General features: G+C 57.3%; 15 protein-coding genes. 5 read left to right on the forward strand and 10 right to left on the reverse strand.

Annotation, left to right across the window (positions count from 1 at the left end):
* Positions 1-72: 72 nt before the first annotated feature.
* From ACMAUO_RS18780 to ACMAUO_RS18790, 3 genes are all read right to left on the reverse strand, one after another.
* Entirely contained in the window at positions 73-678 is a 606-nt protein-coding gene (locus ACMAUO_RS18780; protein WP_420358434.1) for a hypothetical protein, read from the reverse strand.
* Positions 679-967: 289 nt separating this feature from the next.
* A complete protein-coding gene (tatA, locus tag ACMAUO_RS18785) occupies positions 968-1192 on the reverse strand; it encodes a twin-arginine translocase TatA/TatE family subunit (protein ID WP_420358435.1) in 225 nt (74 codons plus the stop codon).
* 63 nt (positions 1193-1255) lie between these two features.
* The gene (locus ACMAUO_RS18790; protein ID WP_420358436.1) at positions 1256-2494 is read right to left on the reverse strand and encodes a cupin domain-containing protein; all 1239 of its coding nucleotides are present in this window, start codon (positions 2492-2494) and stop codon (positions 1256-1258) included.
* Between the two features lie 449 nt (positions 2495-2943).
* Between ACMAUO_RS18790 and ACMAUO_RS18795 the strand changes: the two genes are divergently transcribed.
* From ACMAUO_RS18795 to ACMAUO_RS18810, 4 genes are all read left to right on the forward strand, one after another.
* Positions 2944-4116 carry an oxalate decarboxylase family bicupin gene (locus ACMAUO_RS18795; protein ID WP_420358437.1) on the forward strand — a complete coding sequence of 391 codons (1173 nt, stop codon included), beginning with the start codon at positions 2944-2946 and terminating at the stop codon, positions 4114-4116.
* Positions 4117-4216: 100 nt separating this feature from the next.
* The gene (locus ACMAUO_RS18800; protein WP_420358438.1) at positions 4217-6124 is read left to right on the forward strand and encodes a PAS domain-containing sensor histidine kinase; all 1908 of its coding nucleotides are present in this window, start codon (positions 4217-4219) and stop codon (positions 6122-6124) included.
* Positions 6124-6822 (forward strand): response regulator transcription factor, encoded by a 699-nt coding sequence (locus tag ACMAUO_RS18805; RefSeq protein WP_420358439.1) that lies wholly within the window; start codon positions 6124-6126, stop codon positions 6820-6822. The genes ACMAUO_RS18800 and ACMAUO_RS18805 overlap by 1 nt, the downstream gene beginning before the upstream one ends.
* A 238-nt stretch (positions 6823-7060) precedes the next feature.
* Positions 7061-7312 carry a hypothetical protein gene (locus tag ACMAUO_RS18810; protein WP_420358440.1) on the forward strand — a complete coding sequence of 84 codons (252 nt, stop codon included), beginning with the start codon at positions 7061-7063 and terminating at the stop codon, positions 7310-7312.
* Positions 7313-7505: 193 nt separating this feature from the next.
* Here ACMAUO_RS18810 and ACMAUO_RS18815 read toward each other — a convergent pair whose 3' ends face one another.
* The 7 genes from ACMAUO_RS18815 to ACMAUO_RS18845 all read right to left on the reverse strand — a co-directional run bounded on the left by ACMAUO_RS18815 (position 7506) and on the right by ACMAUO_RS18845 (position 14222).
* On the reverse strand, positions 7506-8099 hold the full coding sequence (locus tag ACMAUO_RS18815; RefSeq protein ID WP_420355401.1) for a plasmid pRiA4b ORF-3 family protein: 594 nt from the start codon (positions 8097-8099) through the stop codon (positions 7506-7508).
* Entirely contained in the window at positions 8096-9610 is a 1515-nt protein-coding gene (gene tnpC, locus ACMAUO_RS18820) for an IS66 family transposase (RefSeq protein WP_420355400.1), read from the reverse strand. The genes ACMAUO_RS18815 and tnpC overlap by 4 nt, the downstream gene beginning before the upstream one ends.
* A gap of 143 nt (positions 9611-9753) precedes the next feature.
* On the reverse strand, positions 9754-10113 hold the full coding sequence (gene tnpB / locus ACMAUO_RS18825) for an IS66 family insertion sequence element accessory protein TnpB (RefSeq protein ID WP_420355399.1): 360 nt from the start codon (positions 10111-10113) through the stop codon (positions 9754-9756).
* Positions 10110-10517 (reverse strand): IS66-like element accessory protein TnpA, encoded by a 408-nt coding sequence (gene tnpA, locus ACMAUO_RS18830; RefSeq protein WP_420355398.1) that lies wholly within the window; start codon positions 10515-10517, stop codon positions 10110-10112. The genes tnpB and tnpA overlap by 4 nt, the downstream gene beginning before the upstream one ends.
* A gap of 276 nt (positions 10518-10793) precedes the next feature.
* Entirely contained in the window at positions 10794-11348 is a 555-nt protein-coding gene (locus ACMAUO_RS18835; protein WP_420358441.1) for a DUF3455 domain-containing protein, read from the reverse strand.
* A 349-nt stretch (positions 11349-11697) separates the two neighbouring features.
* The gene (locus ACMAUO_RS18840; protein ID WP_420358442.1) at positions 11698-12522 is read right to left on the reverse strand and encodes a formate/nitrite transporter family protein; all 825 of its coding nucleotides are present in this window, start codon (positions 12520-12522) and stop codon (positions 11698-11700) included.
* Positions 12523-13304: 782 nt separating this feature from the next.
* Positions 13305-14222 carry a LysR substrate-binding domain-containing protein gene (locus ACMAUO_RS18845; protein WP_420358443.1) on the reverse strand — a complete coding sequence of 306 codons (918 nt, stop codon included), beginning with the start codon at positions 14220-14222 and terminating at the stop codon, positions 13305-13307.
* 636 nt (positions 14223-14858) lie between these two features.
* Here ACMAUO_RS18845 and ACMAUO_RS18850 point away from each other — a divergent pair.
* The gene (locus tag ACMAUO_RS18850; RefSeq protein WP_420358444.1) at positions 14859-16016 is read left to right on the forward strand and encodes an NAD-dependent formate dehydrogenase; all 1158 of its coding nucleotides are present in this window, start codon (positions 14859-14861) and stop codon (positions 16014-16016) included.
* Positions 16017-16085 lie beyond the last annotated feature (69 nt).

Genomic DNA, 16085 nt, shown 5'->3' on the forward strand with positions numbered 1-16085 from the left:
AAAATGTACCAGTGGATGTGGCGCTAGATGACTTTACTTAGCGTTCTTCTAGAACGCGCAGCCCACGCACGGTTAAAGGACATTGGTTGATTTGCATTTTGTCTCGTCGTATTCTTCGTAGAAAGTTCGGGATGAATCTGCTGTATATTGATCTGATTTATTTTGGAGCAATATATGAATATATTGCAATATCTCCGATTTGTTTGCTTCCGAATGAAATTTTATATAGTCCTGGGTCTCGCGATTGATTACACTCGGGAGGTCGTGCTCGAGCTTGCGATAGTAAGAAAACATATACTCGCCTTTCTTCTTGTAGAATTCCTCCAAATTATTACCTTCACAGATATTTTGCTCGAGATCGCTTGCTACTTCGACGGTCGGATCATTGATACCGACATCGACGGAAATTAAATAAGAGTCGGGATATTCTTTTTCGATTTTAATATTGTCGGAGAATACGGAATAAAAGAATCCCCGCGGCCATTGATTTTCTCTATTACCCTTTTGCATCGCAAACTCGTGCATCTGCTGTAATGTGTAATCGTGCCGAACGTCTATTTTATAAAAATGAAACGAGACTTTGGACTCCACCTGACGCGTGGGGGCTGCTCTGAGCGTTGAAGACTGGGCGAGAATTGCCAAGGCAAAAAGGCAGGAAGATTGTCTTACATTCGGCATCAGCGTTCTTTCAGAAATAAACTCCTCGGCATGCTACCAGGCGAACCTGATGCGAAGCTGAAGAAGACGACACCAGGTCGAGAGGGCCCCCAAAAGCCGCGCCGGAGCACGCATCTTCATAAGGAGAAAGGCAGGTAGATTGCCTTACATTCGGCATCAGTATTCGTCCAAAAACAAACTATATAGTTAGGGAAGATAGATAGCGGGAGAACATCGTGAAGGAGGGCGCACATCCGCTGGGCCCCGGAATGCAGCTCGTGATCAGCGCCTCTTGCCTCACACCGTTCCCTTAGCCTGCATGCAATGTCCGTTCGGAAAATTGTTCACTCGCCGGGGAAGTGTCTGGCTGTGGCAGCAATGTGTCTTCAGATTGTAGGTCCGTTACCTCCTTGCGAAAGATCCTCAGGCCGCGGCCAAGATCTCCCATGGTGGAGGACAGACGCTTGCCGCCACCGAAGAGAACCAACACGACACAGAGCACGATGAGCCAATGCCAGATGCTAAGAGAGCCCATATCCTCGTTCTCCTTTCTATTGATTTTGTTTCCTCCGGCCCGGTGGGCCGGAGGAAACAACGATTACACAGGCGAGAAGTCAGGACGGGTCGTCGGGAAGCAATTGATCGTGTCGCGATCCAAGTTCAGCGTCTGCTGGACCATCGCGGGCGGAATGTGGGTGAGCCAATCTGACAGTGAGACTTCGGCGAAGCGATCCGACTTGAAGACGGAAATCACCTTCACATCGTCATTGCCCGTATTTTCCACATAATGGCCGAGGCTCTTTTTGATGTACCAAACATCACCGGGATTGAAATTGGCGGTCTGGGCCTTCGGTCCGGTGTTGAAGACGGTTACCCGCGCCTGACCTTGGATAACGAATGCCCATTCGTCCGCGTTGGGGTGCCAGTGCATTTCCCGCATCCCACCAGGGCGAATCGTTTCAAGCGCCGCCGCGATGGTCTTCGAAATGGGAAAATTACGGCTATCTGCTACCTGTGCTTGGCCGCCATGTGCCTTAGACAGCGGCTGCGCGCGTGAAAGACGGTAGATCACTTTCTCGGCCCCTGGGACGACCCGTGCGCTCCTTTGGTCCATGGGTAGATCCGGGGGAATATCACCTTGGAAGATCCAGAGATTATCGAGGGGTATGTTCTTGAACGCCGCCTCGGGGACGCCGAAGTTCTTCGCCAGTACCTCGGGCGGTGTGTGCGCGATCCAGTCAGTAAGAAGCAGCGTATTGAACTCTGAAGACTTTCCGTCGTCAAATGCGATGACAAATTCCGCCCCGTCGGGCCCAAGACCCTGAAGCGAATGCGGGAGGCCGGGGGGGAAATACCAAAGATCGCCGGCTTCTACATCCTCGACGCTTGGGCGTCCCTGCTCGTCCAGCGTGGTAATTCGGCATTTGCCGTAGAGCATGATTGCCCACTCGGCCTGCTGATGCCAGTGCATTTCGCGAATCCCGCCGGCGCTCAGGCGCATGTTGACGCCCGAGATGTCTTCGGAAATGGCGAAGTCAGCCTGCGTGACTTCCCGTGCCCACCCACCGTTCTGGATGCGCCGATGGGCGTTGTTAAATGACGCCCAGAAGAGAGGCATCCCGTCGACGTCAGTCGACGGCGGAGATTGAAAATCGGGAAATTGTGATGCTATGGCCGGATTCTTTGGTCCTGGGTCAGACTTGCTTGATGGATTGAGGGCGTTCTGCATACCCTGAAGAGGATGGTCCGGGTTGCCAAACGTAGCGGCATGGGCTGCGCCCGCAACGCCCAACATGCCCGCCGCTGTAAGAAAGCCCCTGCGCTGTAATGCACTCATTTTTGCCCTCCTGATTGAACGGGCATGATCATGAGGCTTCCTCGCATTTTCATCTATTATACCTTGGTTTGAACGTGATGCCCCCGCGAGTTCATTTTTGCGCATCGCAAAATATGGCGTGGCAATTCAGCTTGCGCTTTGCCTTGCGGTAAAAGTCCGACTGAGACGAGGGTCTCGGAGACGAAAGCTTTCATTGCGATTTCGCGTATCTGAGTCGAGACTTGGAAGGCGCGTTTCCTGCGTTGTCGGCCGGTGGGGGAACAGCGTTCGATGCGCTTTTGTCCTGGCGAATGCCGAAGATTTCGAGCTGGTCCGGCGCCTTCTATACCAAGGTATGATCGCCGGCCGCATCTGGGCTGAGTATGAATCGCGACGTTCGGGGGCGTCGGAAACCTGCGCCTGTGCCGATCTCGACGCAGCGGTCTGTTGGCTGAGAAGGAATATATAAGATGAGCGACCTGCCCTGGGGCGTATCCCCCTCCGATGAGAGCCCGCAGCCCTGTCGTGACAATCGCGGAGGCACCATACTCGGCCCGCGTCATCCCGCCCTGGAACGTGAGAACCCGGACCTCCTCGCGTCACCGGACACCGACGCCGGCACGATACCAAATCTCAAGTTCCCTTATGGAATGGCGCGTAATCGCCTTGGGAGTGGGGGATGGGCTCGCGAGGTCACGGTGCGCGAGTTGCCGGTGGCTACAACGCTGGCGGCAGTCAATATGCGGCTCAATAGAGGGGGCTACCGCGAACTTCATTACCATAAGGAAGCTGAATGGGGGCTAATGCTCGCGGGGCGGGCCCGCGTTACCGCGATTGATCCCCAGGGCCGTAATTTCATGGATGACGTGGAGGCCGGTGATATCTGGAACTTCCCCGCAGGAGTTCCGCATTCGATACAAGGCCTCGGTGATGACGGATGCGAGTTTCTGCTTGTCTTCGATGACGGCAGCTTTTCGGAGAACGAAACTTTTCTGATCACCGACTGGCTGCTTCACACGCCGCCTCACATTCTTGCAAAGAACTTTGGGGTCCCCGAGGCCAAGTTCGAAGACCTTCCTGTTGACATCGAACACACGCGTTGGATTTTTTCGGGAACAGTTCCAGGCCCGATTGAGCAGGATAAAGTCGCGTCGCCCCAAGGCGCCTCGCCGATCCAGTATACCCATAAGCTCATGCGCCAGACCCCGATCAAGGTCGCTGGTGGCGAAGTCAGGATCGTTGACTCAACCAACTTCCCTGCCGCATCCACGATTGCGGCCGCCATCGTTGTCGTCGAGCCTGGCCGGCTACGCGAGCTTCATTGGCATAGCAATAATGACGAATGGCAGTATTTCATTCGGGGGAAGGCCCGGATGACCGTATTTGCATCGGGCGGGAAAGCAAGAACGTTTGATTATAGCGCAGGTGATGTGGGCTATGTCCCCTTTGGAATGGGCCATTACCTGGAAAATATCGGAGACGAGCCTCTTGTTTTCCTGGAGGCATTTAGAAGTTCCGTCTTCACCGACTTTTCAGCTAACCAGTGGCTAGCGCTGTCACCACCGGAAATGGTGAAGGAGCACCTGAACGTGGACGATGAGACGATACATGCGCTTTCCAAGGTGAAGCCTCTTATCGTGTGAGGGATGAATGGCACTCTGCCGGCAGACTGGTAGGCGTGCTATGGCTCTTGGGTCCGCATGACGGCGACCGACGCCGGCCTGCCCGCGCACGTAAGGAGGAATGAGCGTATTGTTTCCTGCTTTCCTTCCCTGGCAGCTCCGACTGGTACAGCTCCATGGCTGGGGCCTGCGGTCGGCGGCAGTCGTCATAGCGCTTTTTGTGTTCGGTTTGAGTACCGCGACACAGTTTCACGACGCGTTCGCGGTGCTTTACGTGCTGGTCGTTCTCCTGATCGCTACGTCATGCGGCCTGCGTGCGATTTTGGCGACATGCGCTGCCTGTGTCATGCTGGCCTGCATATCTTTCCTTGTGAAGCATCACGGTGAATCGTTCGATGGTGCCTATCTTCGTCTTGCGGTCAGTATCATCGCGATTGGCGTTGCGACGATGCTTTCCGCGCGTGACCGGCGAACGAGAGGTGCGCTCGCGGAGCAGGTCCGTCTGTTGGCGTTCACCCATGATACGGTCATCGTCCGGGATCTCGACGATACGATTATCTATTGGAATGAAGGCGCCGTGAGGCTGTACGGCTGGCATGCCAATGAGGCGATCGGCGAGAAGGGCTCGACGTTGCTCCAGAGTACTCACCTGCCGCCATCTGCGGCCGAGCAACTGCGCCTGGTGGGACAATGGGCCGGCGAAATCACAAGGACACGGCGCGACGGCCAGCAGATCGTTTTGGATGTTCGGTGGGCCGTAAGGCTGGACGGCAATGGGCGGGAATGCGGTATCATTGAATTCGGTGCTGATCTTACGGAGCAGAAGGAAGCTGCGGCGGAACGAGAGCGCTCCGAGCAGCGGTACAGCGCCATTTTTCAGGCGGTAGCCTTCGCGATTTTTGAGGTGGATTGTTCTGTTGTGGACATTCTGTTCCGGAAAGAGGGAGGGCTACCCCAAGCGTGCTGGCGTGATCGCCTGGAGCGACTTCGTGACAAGCCTTACATAAGGGATGCGAATGAGGCAGCCGCCGCGCTGCTTGGAGCAGAAGATCCGCGGGACCTCACGGGTACGCCGCTTCGCTCTCTTTTCGCGGACGAGAACGTCTTCATCGAGGTCTTGGCCCATCTTGCGAGTTGCAATGTCGCTTATGAGACCGAGACTGTCTTCGTCGGTCGCGGCCATCGTCCCCTGGACGTTGTGCTGCGCGTGACCCGGCCGGTCGCTGATCTGGAAAGTCGGCGCGTGCTGGTCATGGCCCTCGACATCACCGAACACAACGAAGCACAAATGAAACTTCGCGCCGCGCAGGGCGAACTGGCCCATGCCGATCGCGTCACGACATTGGGGCAATTGGCCGTGTCGATTGCCCACGAGGTCAACCAGCCTCTGTCGGCGATCACGACCTTTGCCCGCTCTGGGCGGCGATGGATCGATCGACCGCGACCCAATGTCGGAGAGGCCCTTCGGTGCCTCGATGAAATCGTATCGAACAGTACCCGGGCCGCAGAGGTGATCACACGGGTGCGGGCATTGACGCGCAAGGAGACGGTTTTTTGTACGGCGATGGATCTCGGCGTGCTGGTAGAAGAAGTTCGGGTCCTGCTTCGCGGAGAAATCCGGAGACGGCAGGTGGACGTGAGAATCGAGAAAGCGGGCGATACGCCAATGGTCTCGGGTGACAGAATCCAGCTTCAGCAGATCATCATGAACGTGATGATGAATGCCATTCAGGCCATGGACACTATCTGCGATCGGCCGAAGGTTCTTGATGTCCAGATCGGGGGCAGTAAGGCTCGGTCCGACAGTGCGGTGGTGAGCTTCGGCGACACGGGACCCGGCTTTGGCGACGTGGGCGATGGAGAAATTTTTGAACCCTTTTTCACCACCAAGCCGCAGGGAATGGGCATGGGGCTCCCGATCTGTCGGGAGATCGCGCGCGCACACGGAGGCACGATCGACGCCTCGAATCGCTCTCCCTATGGCGCCGTCGTCACTGTGACACTCCCCGCTTCCCGACGGGGGATGTGATGAGAGGAGTTCGTGACAATACACCTGCGCCCGAGACGCGCACGATCGCCGGAACGGTCATTGTTGTCGACGACGATCCAGGCATCCGCGCCTCGCTCGACAGTCTGTTCCGTTCGGTGGATCTCTGCGTGGCGACTTTCCCCGACCCGTCGGAGTTTCTGGCCGCCGGTCTGCCGGACGGCGATTGCTGCCTCCTGCTGGACGTTCGGTTGAAGGCGGCTGACGGCCTGACGTTTCAAGCATCGCTTGTTCAGACTGGGATCAACGTCCCTGTTATCATCATGACCGGCCACGGCGATATCTCGATGGCCGTCAAGGGCATGAGGGCCGGCGCGATTGACTTCCTGACAAAACCGTTCTCGGATGAGGCCGTCTTGTCCGCAGTCAGCGATGCGCTGAAAATTTCGCGATCGCAGAGGGAGGAGGGTCTGCAGCGGGCCGAGATGCAAGCGCGCTACGAGCAGCTTTCGGCTCGTGAAAGGGAGGTTATGGCTCTTGTGGCCAGTGGCCTGATGAATAAGCAGGTTGCAGCTCGCCTTAAAATAAGCCTGATAACGGTCAAGATCTATCGGGCGAATGCCATGAAGAAAATGCAGGCCAGTTCACTCGCTGACCTGGTCCGCCAGGCCGAGGAACTGGGGATTCGCGACGAATCGATCTCCCGCTATCACATAGAGGAAGATACAAGGAGAAGATGAGAAAAATTATGCGTTCGGAGCTTGTGCGCTCTGAAGATCAGGACGCTTTATAATTTTTTGCAGGAAAAAAGACATTGTCAAGCAGAGGCCGGTTCGGGTTGTGGCCGATGTCTGGTCCCAGACGCGATAAATGAGGGCATGCGCGTGTTCGCGTTCAACAGGCGGAGTTTTATACGTTACAGTTGCTTTCACGCATGCTTTCGATCTCTTCCCTTGAGTCTATATGCTGCTCCAATAGATGCTGTTCACGCGCGAAGGCGTCCAATTCGTCATGAATAATAATGGATCCTTCCTTTCCGACAGCGCCAGCCGGGCTACGCTTCCACGCGATCTCGAAGCGCCTGGAGATATCAACGGTCTGCCTTTTCAGGAGATCATCGGCTGCATCTGCGTGCTTTTGGTAGTGCCTGACTACATTATCGAATCGGCACTGCCCGCCATCCAGATCCCGAGCTACTTCTATTTTTCGATCAACGAGTCCGACATATAATACCGGTATCCCTTTGATTGTCTCTATTTGTATCTTGATCGCATGTACATAGAATCCGTAGAGCGGTCGGCTCATGGATGGATCGGCTTTTTCCTTGATGGCCTCGAGCTGTGAGAGATCAAAGTCACGATCAATTCGTACAGGTTGGGAGATATTGAGTAAGCGCCGATGTAAGGCGGCGTTGACGTAACGACTATTTGGCCTTTCGCTGGCGGGGTGCCCATTTCTTTGCCAGGGCAGTGAAGCGGGTTTGGATCAAGTCGACGTTTGGCTGAGTGTGGAGATCATGGGCGTCCCCCAGGGCTTCCAGTGCGTCCTCATGAAATTCATGCGTCGGATCAGTGAGGGCCTCCAGCTTTTCAGCATAGCCCCAGGGGCCTCCCGAGTCCTCGGGCGGACACATTCCGGTGGCCTCGAGCAGGCGTGGATAGCTGGCGTGCGGGTCGGCAGGGGCGATATCGTGGATCCTGACGCTATGCTCCCAGCCATCGCCGAAGTCGTAGAGGTATCGGAAGGACTTGCCTCGCATTTCCTCCAGAGCCTCAGCCAAGGTCGTCTTGCGCGCATCGAGCGGACCATCGAGACCATAGGAGGGGTCGGGGATGCCGAATCCCGTGCGTCCGAAGGTCAGTTCCCACAAGTGGCTGTCGGTCCATGCCAGCGCAGCCTGGAGGACGGTGTGCAAGCGATCGAGCCTGATACCCAGCGGCACTTCGATCATACGGCTCACAGCCGGTGTCACGTCATCCAGTGTGATCGTCATCCGCACGACGAAGGCATTGCTCAAGCAGCATGCTCCAGTTTTTGGATCTCTCTCGCTGCCTGCCAGTTCCAGGGCAGGAGTTCGTCGATCCGGTTAATCGGGTGGTTGCCGATACGTGCGATGACGTCGGTGAACCAGGCTTCGGGGTGCACGCTGTTCAGGCGGCAGGTCTCGACCAGCGAGTAAAACAGGGCCGAAGCGTCGCCCCCCTTGGTCGAACCGACAAACATCCAGTTGCGGCGGCCAAGGGCAACCCCACGCAGGGAATTTTCGACCAGATTATTGCTGATTTCGAGCAGACCGTCATCGCAATAGCGGACCATCGCCGCCCAGCGGTTGAGCGGATAGCGGCATGCCTTTGCCAAGGCACTGTCCGATGACAGCCCCCGCATCCGCGCTTCCAGCCATGGTCGCAAGGTAGCCAGCTTCGGGCATGCCAACTGCTGGCGAACCTGCCGTCGTTCATCGGGAGGCGCCCCCTTGATGGCGCGTTCGATCGCGAAAAGCTCGCCGATCCTTACCACGGCCTCGGCCGCGATCGGCGACGGGTTCTTTTCCAGGATGTCGGTAAACTTGCGTCGCGAGTGGGCCCAGCAGCCGACCTCGGTTACCTCGCGCGGTGCCTTCGTGCTGGGATCACGGTACAGCGTGTTGTAGCCGGCGTAGCCGTCCGCCTGAAGATATCCCCGATAGCCGGCGAGATGAGCTGCGGGATGCTCACCACCGCGACCGATTGTAAAGCGGAACGTTACGGCGGGCGGGCGCATGTCACCGCTCGAACGATCGTCGCGCAGATAGACCCAGAAGTACGCGGTGTGGCTACCGCCCTCGCCTGTGAGCAATGTGACCGGCGTCTCATCACCATGTATCTTGGAAGCTTCGAGAATGTAGGAGAGCAGCCGTTCGCCGAGCGGGGCCATCAGCCAGGCCAGTTTGCGGGACCAGCGGCCCATCACATCGCGATCGATGTCCACGCCCAGGCGACGCAGGATCATCGATTGACGGTGCCAGGGCTGATGATCGACGAAGCGGCTGACGAGAAGATGCGCAAGCAACGCGCTGCTCGCCATCACCTTCGGCAACGGCAGATCAATGGCTGGAGCCTGGCCGATTTTCTCGCAGGAACGACAGGCGATGCGGGGACGAACATGGCGCAGGACGCGGAAGCGGGCCGGAACGTAGTCCAGCACTTCGGTGACGTCCTGGCAGATGATGGTTTCGGCGCCGCCACAACCGCATGGCTGCGGGCGATGCTCCGTCGTCACGCGCGGGATGTGCGCGGGGATCGGCGCCCGGGTTCCAGCTTTCCGTGCAGATTGCGGCTTTGACGCTGCGGGAGCATCATCGTTGGCGAGTTGGGAGGCATCGACCTCTTCGAACATCAGGCGCAGTTGCGCGATGTCCATCTTCTCGGAACTGCGACCGAACTGGATGCGCAGAAGCCGAGCAAGGCGATGCTCCAGCTTTTCGATTGTCAGGGTCTGGATTTTGACGGTCTGCTTCGTTGCCCTCAGTTCGCTCCGTTCCAATTCCATGGCTTCGGCCATCTCCCGCAGCATTTTCTGCAGGAGAACCGGATCTGTGGGGAGGCGATCAAGGTCGAACCGCATGCCTTGAACTATAGCGCGAGCAACGTTCCGATCCTATATAAAACCTCAGTTTTCTGCGGTTTTACCGTTCACGCAAAGGTCGGTGCAGGCACCTCGTCATGGATGATCGCCTGCCTCCAATCGAGACCTTCAATCAGCATCGCCAATTGCGCAGCCGAGAGTCGGGCTGCCGCCCCGTCCTGGGTTCGGGGCCACACGAACTTCCCACGCTCAAGGCGTTTCGCATACAGGCAGAGCCCCGACCCGTCCCAGACCAGCGCCTTCAACCTGTCACCTCTTTTGCCGCGGAACAGGAATACAGCGCCGGAGAATGGATCGAGTTGCAGGATATTACTAACCTGGGACGACAATCCGTCGAAGCCTTTGCGCATGTCGCACGGCGCCAGCGACAGATAGATCTTCGCCGACGGCGGCAGCGTCAGACTCAACGTTCAAGCTCCCCGACGATGTCGAGGACCAGCCTCAGTGCTTCCCGGTCAACGAGCCTGTCGACCGATACGGTGAAGCCGCCCTCCCGCCGAATGTCGATGCGGCCGACCTCCGATGGCTTTGCAGGAGACTCGGAACTCACCAGTTCGACCGGCACGAACCCGGCCATCGCACCGCGCACCAATTGCTTGCGCCATGTGTATAGCTGGCCAGTTCCGATCCCGTAGCGTCGCGCCACTACCGCAACGATAGCGCCTGGCTGCGTCGTCTCTTTCAGAATCGCGAGTTTTTCCTCATTGCTCCAATGCCGCCGCCGCTCCATTCGCACGACCGCTCCACCATCCCGGCATGCGCTCATACGAGGCTCTTTTGACTGCTCAATATCCACTCGCAAGGCCTCCATGTGCCTCGCCAGCTTCACGCTATTCCCGCCCCGAACAAGGTCGGGTTCCGTCGGCGCTTACGATATTGACGATCTTGATCCCCTGATATTCTGGACGCGCAGCACGTACCGGACCGGATACCAAGGCAATGACACCAAAGATAATTCCGGCTCCGAGTGCGCCTATCGGATGTTCACTAGTTTTACCCATGATTGGGTCCCTTGTGCCCTAACGGTCTTTGAAGTCGGCGCTTCGCAAATGAATTTCGAGTTGTGCATCCGACACGAAAAAATATGTCACCGATAAAATATGTATGTTGCCGTGTAAGGCACCGGCAGCAGGTCTTCCGCGCTTGAGCAGGATTCCGGCGGCATTCCGCCCTTTGTGTCTTCGCGTTCAACACTGGTGGCCTGCGCCAGGCGTCCACGACCGTTGTTTTGCGTGACAGCGAGACGTGCCTGCGGGACATCGGTGCGAGAGCGTCCTGGCGACTCGCTGACGGCGCGCCCCTCGAGATCACTTCCATCTTCGAGCTTCCAGGATGGCCCTCGGCTATGAGTGCCGACCGTGCGGTCTCCTTCGAGCAGGGCCGCGACCGGCTCCCTTAACATCCACCGCAGATGTCCAGGCGCTGTCTCCCGGCACTGATAAATCTGGGCACCGACCGCGCGCAACGCCAAAATCGGCTTGGCCGGGGCACCGTTAGCCTCTTGTCCGTATGCGGCATTTACGGCACCCATCGTGCTGATAGAGGCAGTAGTACCAATTATGGCTCGGAAGAGACGCTTTTGGTGGAAAAGCAGAATGGCTCGCCCAAGATGAGCCGAAAAAATGCGTTGGCCCTTAGACATTTGATGGATTCCTCGCGGACGGAGAACGGAGCGGCCAAGTGGCCTCTGATTTCGTTCTTGTTTGATCCGTCACCGCGCATCAGGCCAGTTATACCTTGGCATGATCGATGCAGTGAGAAGCGCCTGGAGTCGCCGAATAATGAAGGAAGTTCCAGGTTCTGTTCGCTTTTCGATATATCGTTCTTCGCGTGGTGACCTTCGGGATCAGGAACGACGTCGATAAGACCGCCCAGTCCGCCACACAGAAATTCGCCGCGGGAAGTAGTTGTGGCCGAAGCTACCGATTGGATTGAATCGATTTCACGAAGGCCGGTCCGTTCGACTCACGGCAGGCTCTCAATAATGAGGCTTACACGGGACGGGAAGCCGGATCCTGATTTGAGATCGGAGTCGTCCGATAGGTTGCGTAAAGCGCGCCGCCCGTAAAGACGAGCCCACCCACAAGATTGCCCAACGTCACCGGAATCTCGTTCCAGAGCCACCAATCGGCGAAACTGACGGGTGCGCCAAGCATCATGCCCGTCGGAATGGCAAACATGTTCACGACGCTATGCTCATATCCCTGCGCCACGAAGATCATGATCGGCAGCCACGAAGCGGCGATCTTGCCGATCGTGGAGGTTGAGGCTAGGCCAACGACAGAGCCGAGGCTGACCATCCAGTTGCATAAGATGGCCTTCACGAACACCGTCACCATCCCGGCTACGCCGAACGCCTCGTATGCCGTTGTCTTGGTAACAGCAAGTGCGCGCAGTTTGTCGCCCAGCGCGCCCCCTGAAACATGGCCGCAATCGGTGATCGCAATCCAAAACATAGTTGCGTAGATCAAACTGCCGAGCAGGTTGCCGATGAAGACCAGGACCCAGTTGCGAAACACTGCGCCGGCGCCGATACGGCCTGCAAAAGCTGCGAGTGGCATTATTCCGAAATTTCCGGTCAGAAGCTCCATCCCCAGCAGGATGATAAGCACAAACCCAGCCGGAAAGAGGATCGCCCCCACGACGAACTGCCCGGTTTGCGCCGCAACCAGAAAGGCGAGGGTGGTCACGAAGGCGAGATACGCACCAGCGAGCATTGCTCGGATCAGCAGATCCTTCATGGGAAGTTCCGCCTTGAGCACAGCGGCTTCGATCATGTTGTCGAGGATAACTGAGGGTTTGACGTAATCAGCCATCGGAAGCACTTTCTTTTCGAGGCTTTATGCAGCAAGCTTTCAATCCATCATAGCTGCTCCGCCCCACGGTCGCTATTATACTTAGGGGTACGTCTACCTGACGAGATCCGGGCGAGGCGACGTTCGGCGATTGCACAGATCGGTTCATTGAGTGGCCGACGCGTCATAATAGGGCCCGGCGATGTGCTCGGTTTTTGGATGCCGTGGCCCCGTCGCCCGCTCGCCGCCCGGCCTCATCGCGACAAATCGATGATGGCGTCCTCCGCGCCATTGATTGTCGGTCAGCTATATTATGGGCGTTCCATCTGGCGCGACATAGAAATCCCCAACTTGTGGTGGCAAGGCGGAAAGAGCATTGTTCCCGCTGTCCATGGCGCATCCGCACTGTAGAGCGAGTAGCACTACGCAAATAGCATTTCTAACCAGAGTAACCATGCTCTATTTCCCATGAATGTAATACAGACGACCTATCCTCCAAGGGTATATATTTTAAGTGAATTGCCGTATCTATCATACCTTGGTATGGAGAGGCGGCCACTATTTGGCGGTCGATCAACATGCGTTCGGCACCATGACTTTCAGCTAAGGTCTTCCCCATATTGGCATTAGATGCGCCGTGCAATTTCCGATCTGCTTGGCCAACTCGGGGAACCTGACCGTTCAGATGCACATGCAGGCGACATCCGAGCGGGCCGTGATTTGCTCGGGCGAAAGGAGGCGTCCTTCCAGGTTACAATTCCGCTCAAACCGAATGCGCTCAAGCCATCGACGTCAGACGACCGTCACTCGCTCGCGAGTCCGAGTTGCAGCACGTCATGTTCGCCGAGGCGCCGAGCATGACCCCACACCAGTTCCATCAGCGCTGACTGCATCGGAAGGCGCAAGCGTGCGACTCCGACTTGTGCGGCTCCTGGTGAGCAAAGAGTTCGGGTCGTGAGGCCGGAAGGGCCGACGTCGTGTGGCAGTGCAGCAGAAGGCAAAATACTGCAAACGCGGCCCCCTCGTAACTCGGCATGCAGGACCGCAAGGGAGTCGGTTTCCATGACGATCGTGGGCATTACCCCCTCCCGCTTGAATGCGTCATCGACGAATTGCCGGCACCGGAAGCTCGAGGTGAACAGGCAAAGTGGATATTGAGCGGCCTCTCGCCAGTTACAATGATCCCCTGGTGGCAGGACGGCGCTCCCATGGGCCGCGAGCACGTACTGCTCGGTGTAGAGCGGAAGGACCTCGAACTGACTATCCGATTCAATCTGATCCAGATAGGTGACGCCAAGCTGGACTCGGCGTTCAAGAAGTGCCGTCTGCATTTCCGTTGCGGATAAGGTCAAAATTTCCTGGTGCAGTCCAGGAATGGCGCTACGGAAGCTTTCAAGCAGAAGCGGCACTGTTAGGAGCGCCGATGGAATCACGCCGATCGCCAGGGAGCCGCCGGTTACTGTCTGCGCGAAGGCGGCATCTTGACGCAGTCCGTCCAACGCCGCGAGCGTTTGGCGCGCCCACGCGAGCGCTCGCAGACCGTCGTCCGTAAATCCTATGAACCGGTGGTTGCGCTGGATGATCGCAATACCGAGTTCGCTTTCCAACTGCCTGATTCCAGCGGACAATGCGGGTTGCGAAACGCCGCAGTGCGCCGCCGCGCGCGAAAAATGCCTGTGGAGATCGAGTGCCACCAGATAGCTGAGCTGACGAAGGAACATCGAAGCGTGTCACCCATAACTGTCGCAGCCCTGATCCGACGTGCGACGAACCGATGATAAGAGCGCGTCTTTCTTCGCACGCCCGCGCAGATGAAATGTGGCTCCCCCTGATAGTCAAGCCAAATGATCGGGCACGAGCAAATATCATCCGGCGCTGTGCAGCGCCCGGCGCGAGTCGTGTTGGAAGCAACCCGGAATGCCTTCGCCCAGAAAGCGCCTTGAACATGATAGTCCGCCACATGGTGGGGACCGCTGTGCCTCCAAACCGTGGAATGTTCATAACACGTGTGTGTGAAAATACGGCGCAAGAGCGGTCAGGCTCGAAAAAACTTCGGCGCATGGGGATGGCTGCCACATCGACTTGGCGGAGGCGTGTGGCGGCACCTTCTTACGCGAACGTCCCTCCATGCCACTGATCGACCAAGGATCTTTTTTTGCGTTCCGGGAAGAATACAGGGCATTGCCGGTGGCGTAGTGGCCCAAACGTGGTTCGTGGAGACCCATCAGATCCTTCCTCATAAGTGCCATTTATCGTTTGGTCAGCAATAGAAATTGGACAGCGTCATTGTGGATCGGCCAGCGTCCGGTCACGCCGTTGACCATGAAGGAAGAGGGCGCAAAAAAATGGAGGATACGATGGCGAAGATTCTATGTGTGCTGTACCCGGACCCGGAAGTCGGCTACCCTCCGGAATATGCGCGAGACGATATTCCGACAATTGCGTCCTACGCGAATGGTCAGAAAGCCCCAGTGACCGATGACATTGGCTTCCGTCCGGGCGAACTGGTTGGCTGCGTTTCAGGCGAACTGGGCCTCCGGCCTTATCTTGAATCGCTTGGCCACGAGCTGATCGTCACCAGCGACAAGGACGGTCCGAACTCCGAATTCGAACGGCATCTGCCAGACGCAGAGATCGTGATTTCGCAGCCTTTCTGGCCTGCCTATCTCACGCCGGACCGGATTGCCAGGGCCAAGAAGCTCAAGCTCGCTATCACCGCCGGCATTGGCTCCGACCATGTCGATCTCGCGGCGGCGACAAAAAACAACATCACTGTCGCGGAAGTGACGGGGTCGAACAGCATCAGCGTGGCCGAGCATGTCGTCATGATGGTGCTGTCGCTCGTCCGCAACTATCTGCCGTCGCATGAATATGCCAGGAACGGAGGTTGGAATATCGCTGATTGCGTGTCTCGTAGCTATGACGTGGAGGGCATGAAGTTTGGGACGATCGCGGCGGGTCGTATCGGTCTTGCCGTTCTACGGCGCCTGAAGCCGTTCGGCCTCGATCTTCATTACACCGATCCGCATCGTCTTGCGCCGGAAATCGAGAAGGAGCTGGGTCTGACCTATCACCCGGAGCCGCATTCGCTCATTCAGACGATGGACATCGTCAATCTTCAGATGCCGCTTTATCCGTCGACCGAGCATTTTTTCAACGATGAGCTCTTTTCGCAAATGAAGCGCGGGGCCTATTTGGTAAACACAGCCCGCGGGAAACTGGTTGACCGCGATGCCGTCGTGCGCGCCCTGGAATCTGGGCAACTGGCCGGGTATGCGGGCGACGTCTGGTATCCGCAGCCGGCGCCCGCTGATCATCCGTGGCGGACCATGCCGTGGAACGGGATGACGCCACATATTTCAGGCACGTCCTTGTCGGCACAGGCGCGCTACGCAGCGGGCACGCTCGAAATTCTGAAATGGTTTTTCGAAAAAAAGCCGATTCCGGAGGTATATTTCATTGCCCATGAGGGCAAGCTCGCCGGTGCTGGGGCGCATGCTTACAAACTAACCTGAACCAGTCCGACTAGGTTAGGCGGCATCGTCCCGTGCTTCGTCCTGGTCTCAAAGACGGGATGGTGCCCC

This window comes from Gluconacetobacter brunescens, assembly GCF_048695475.1.
Lineage (GTDB): Bacteria > Pseudomonadota > Alphaproteobacteria > Acetobacterales > Acetobacteraceae > Gluconacetobacter.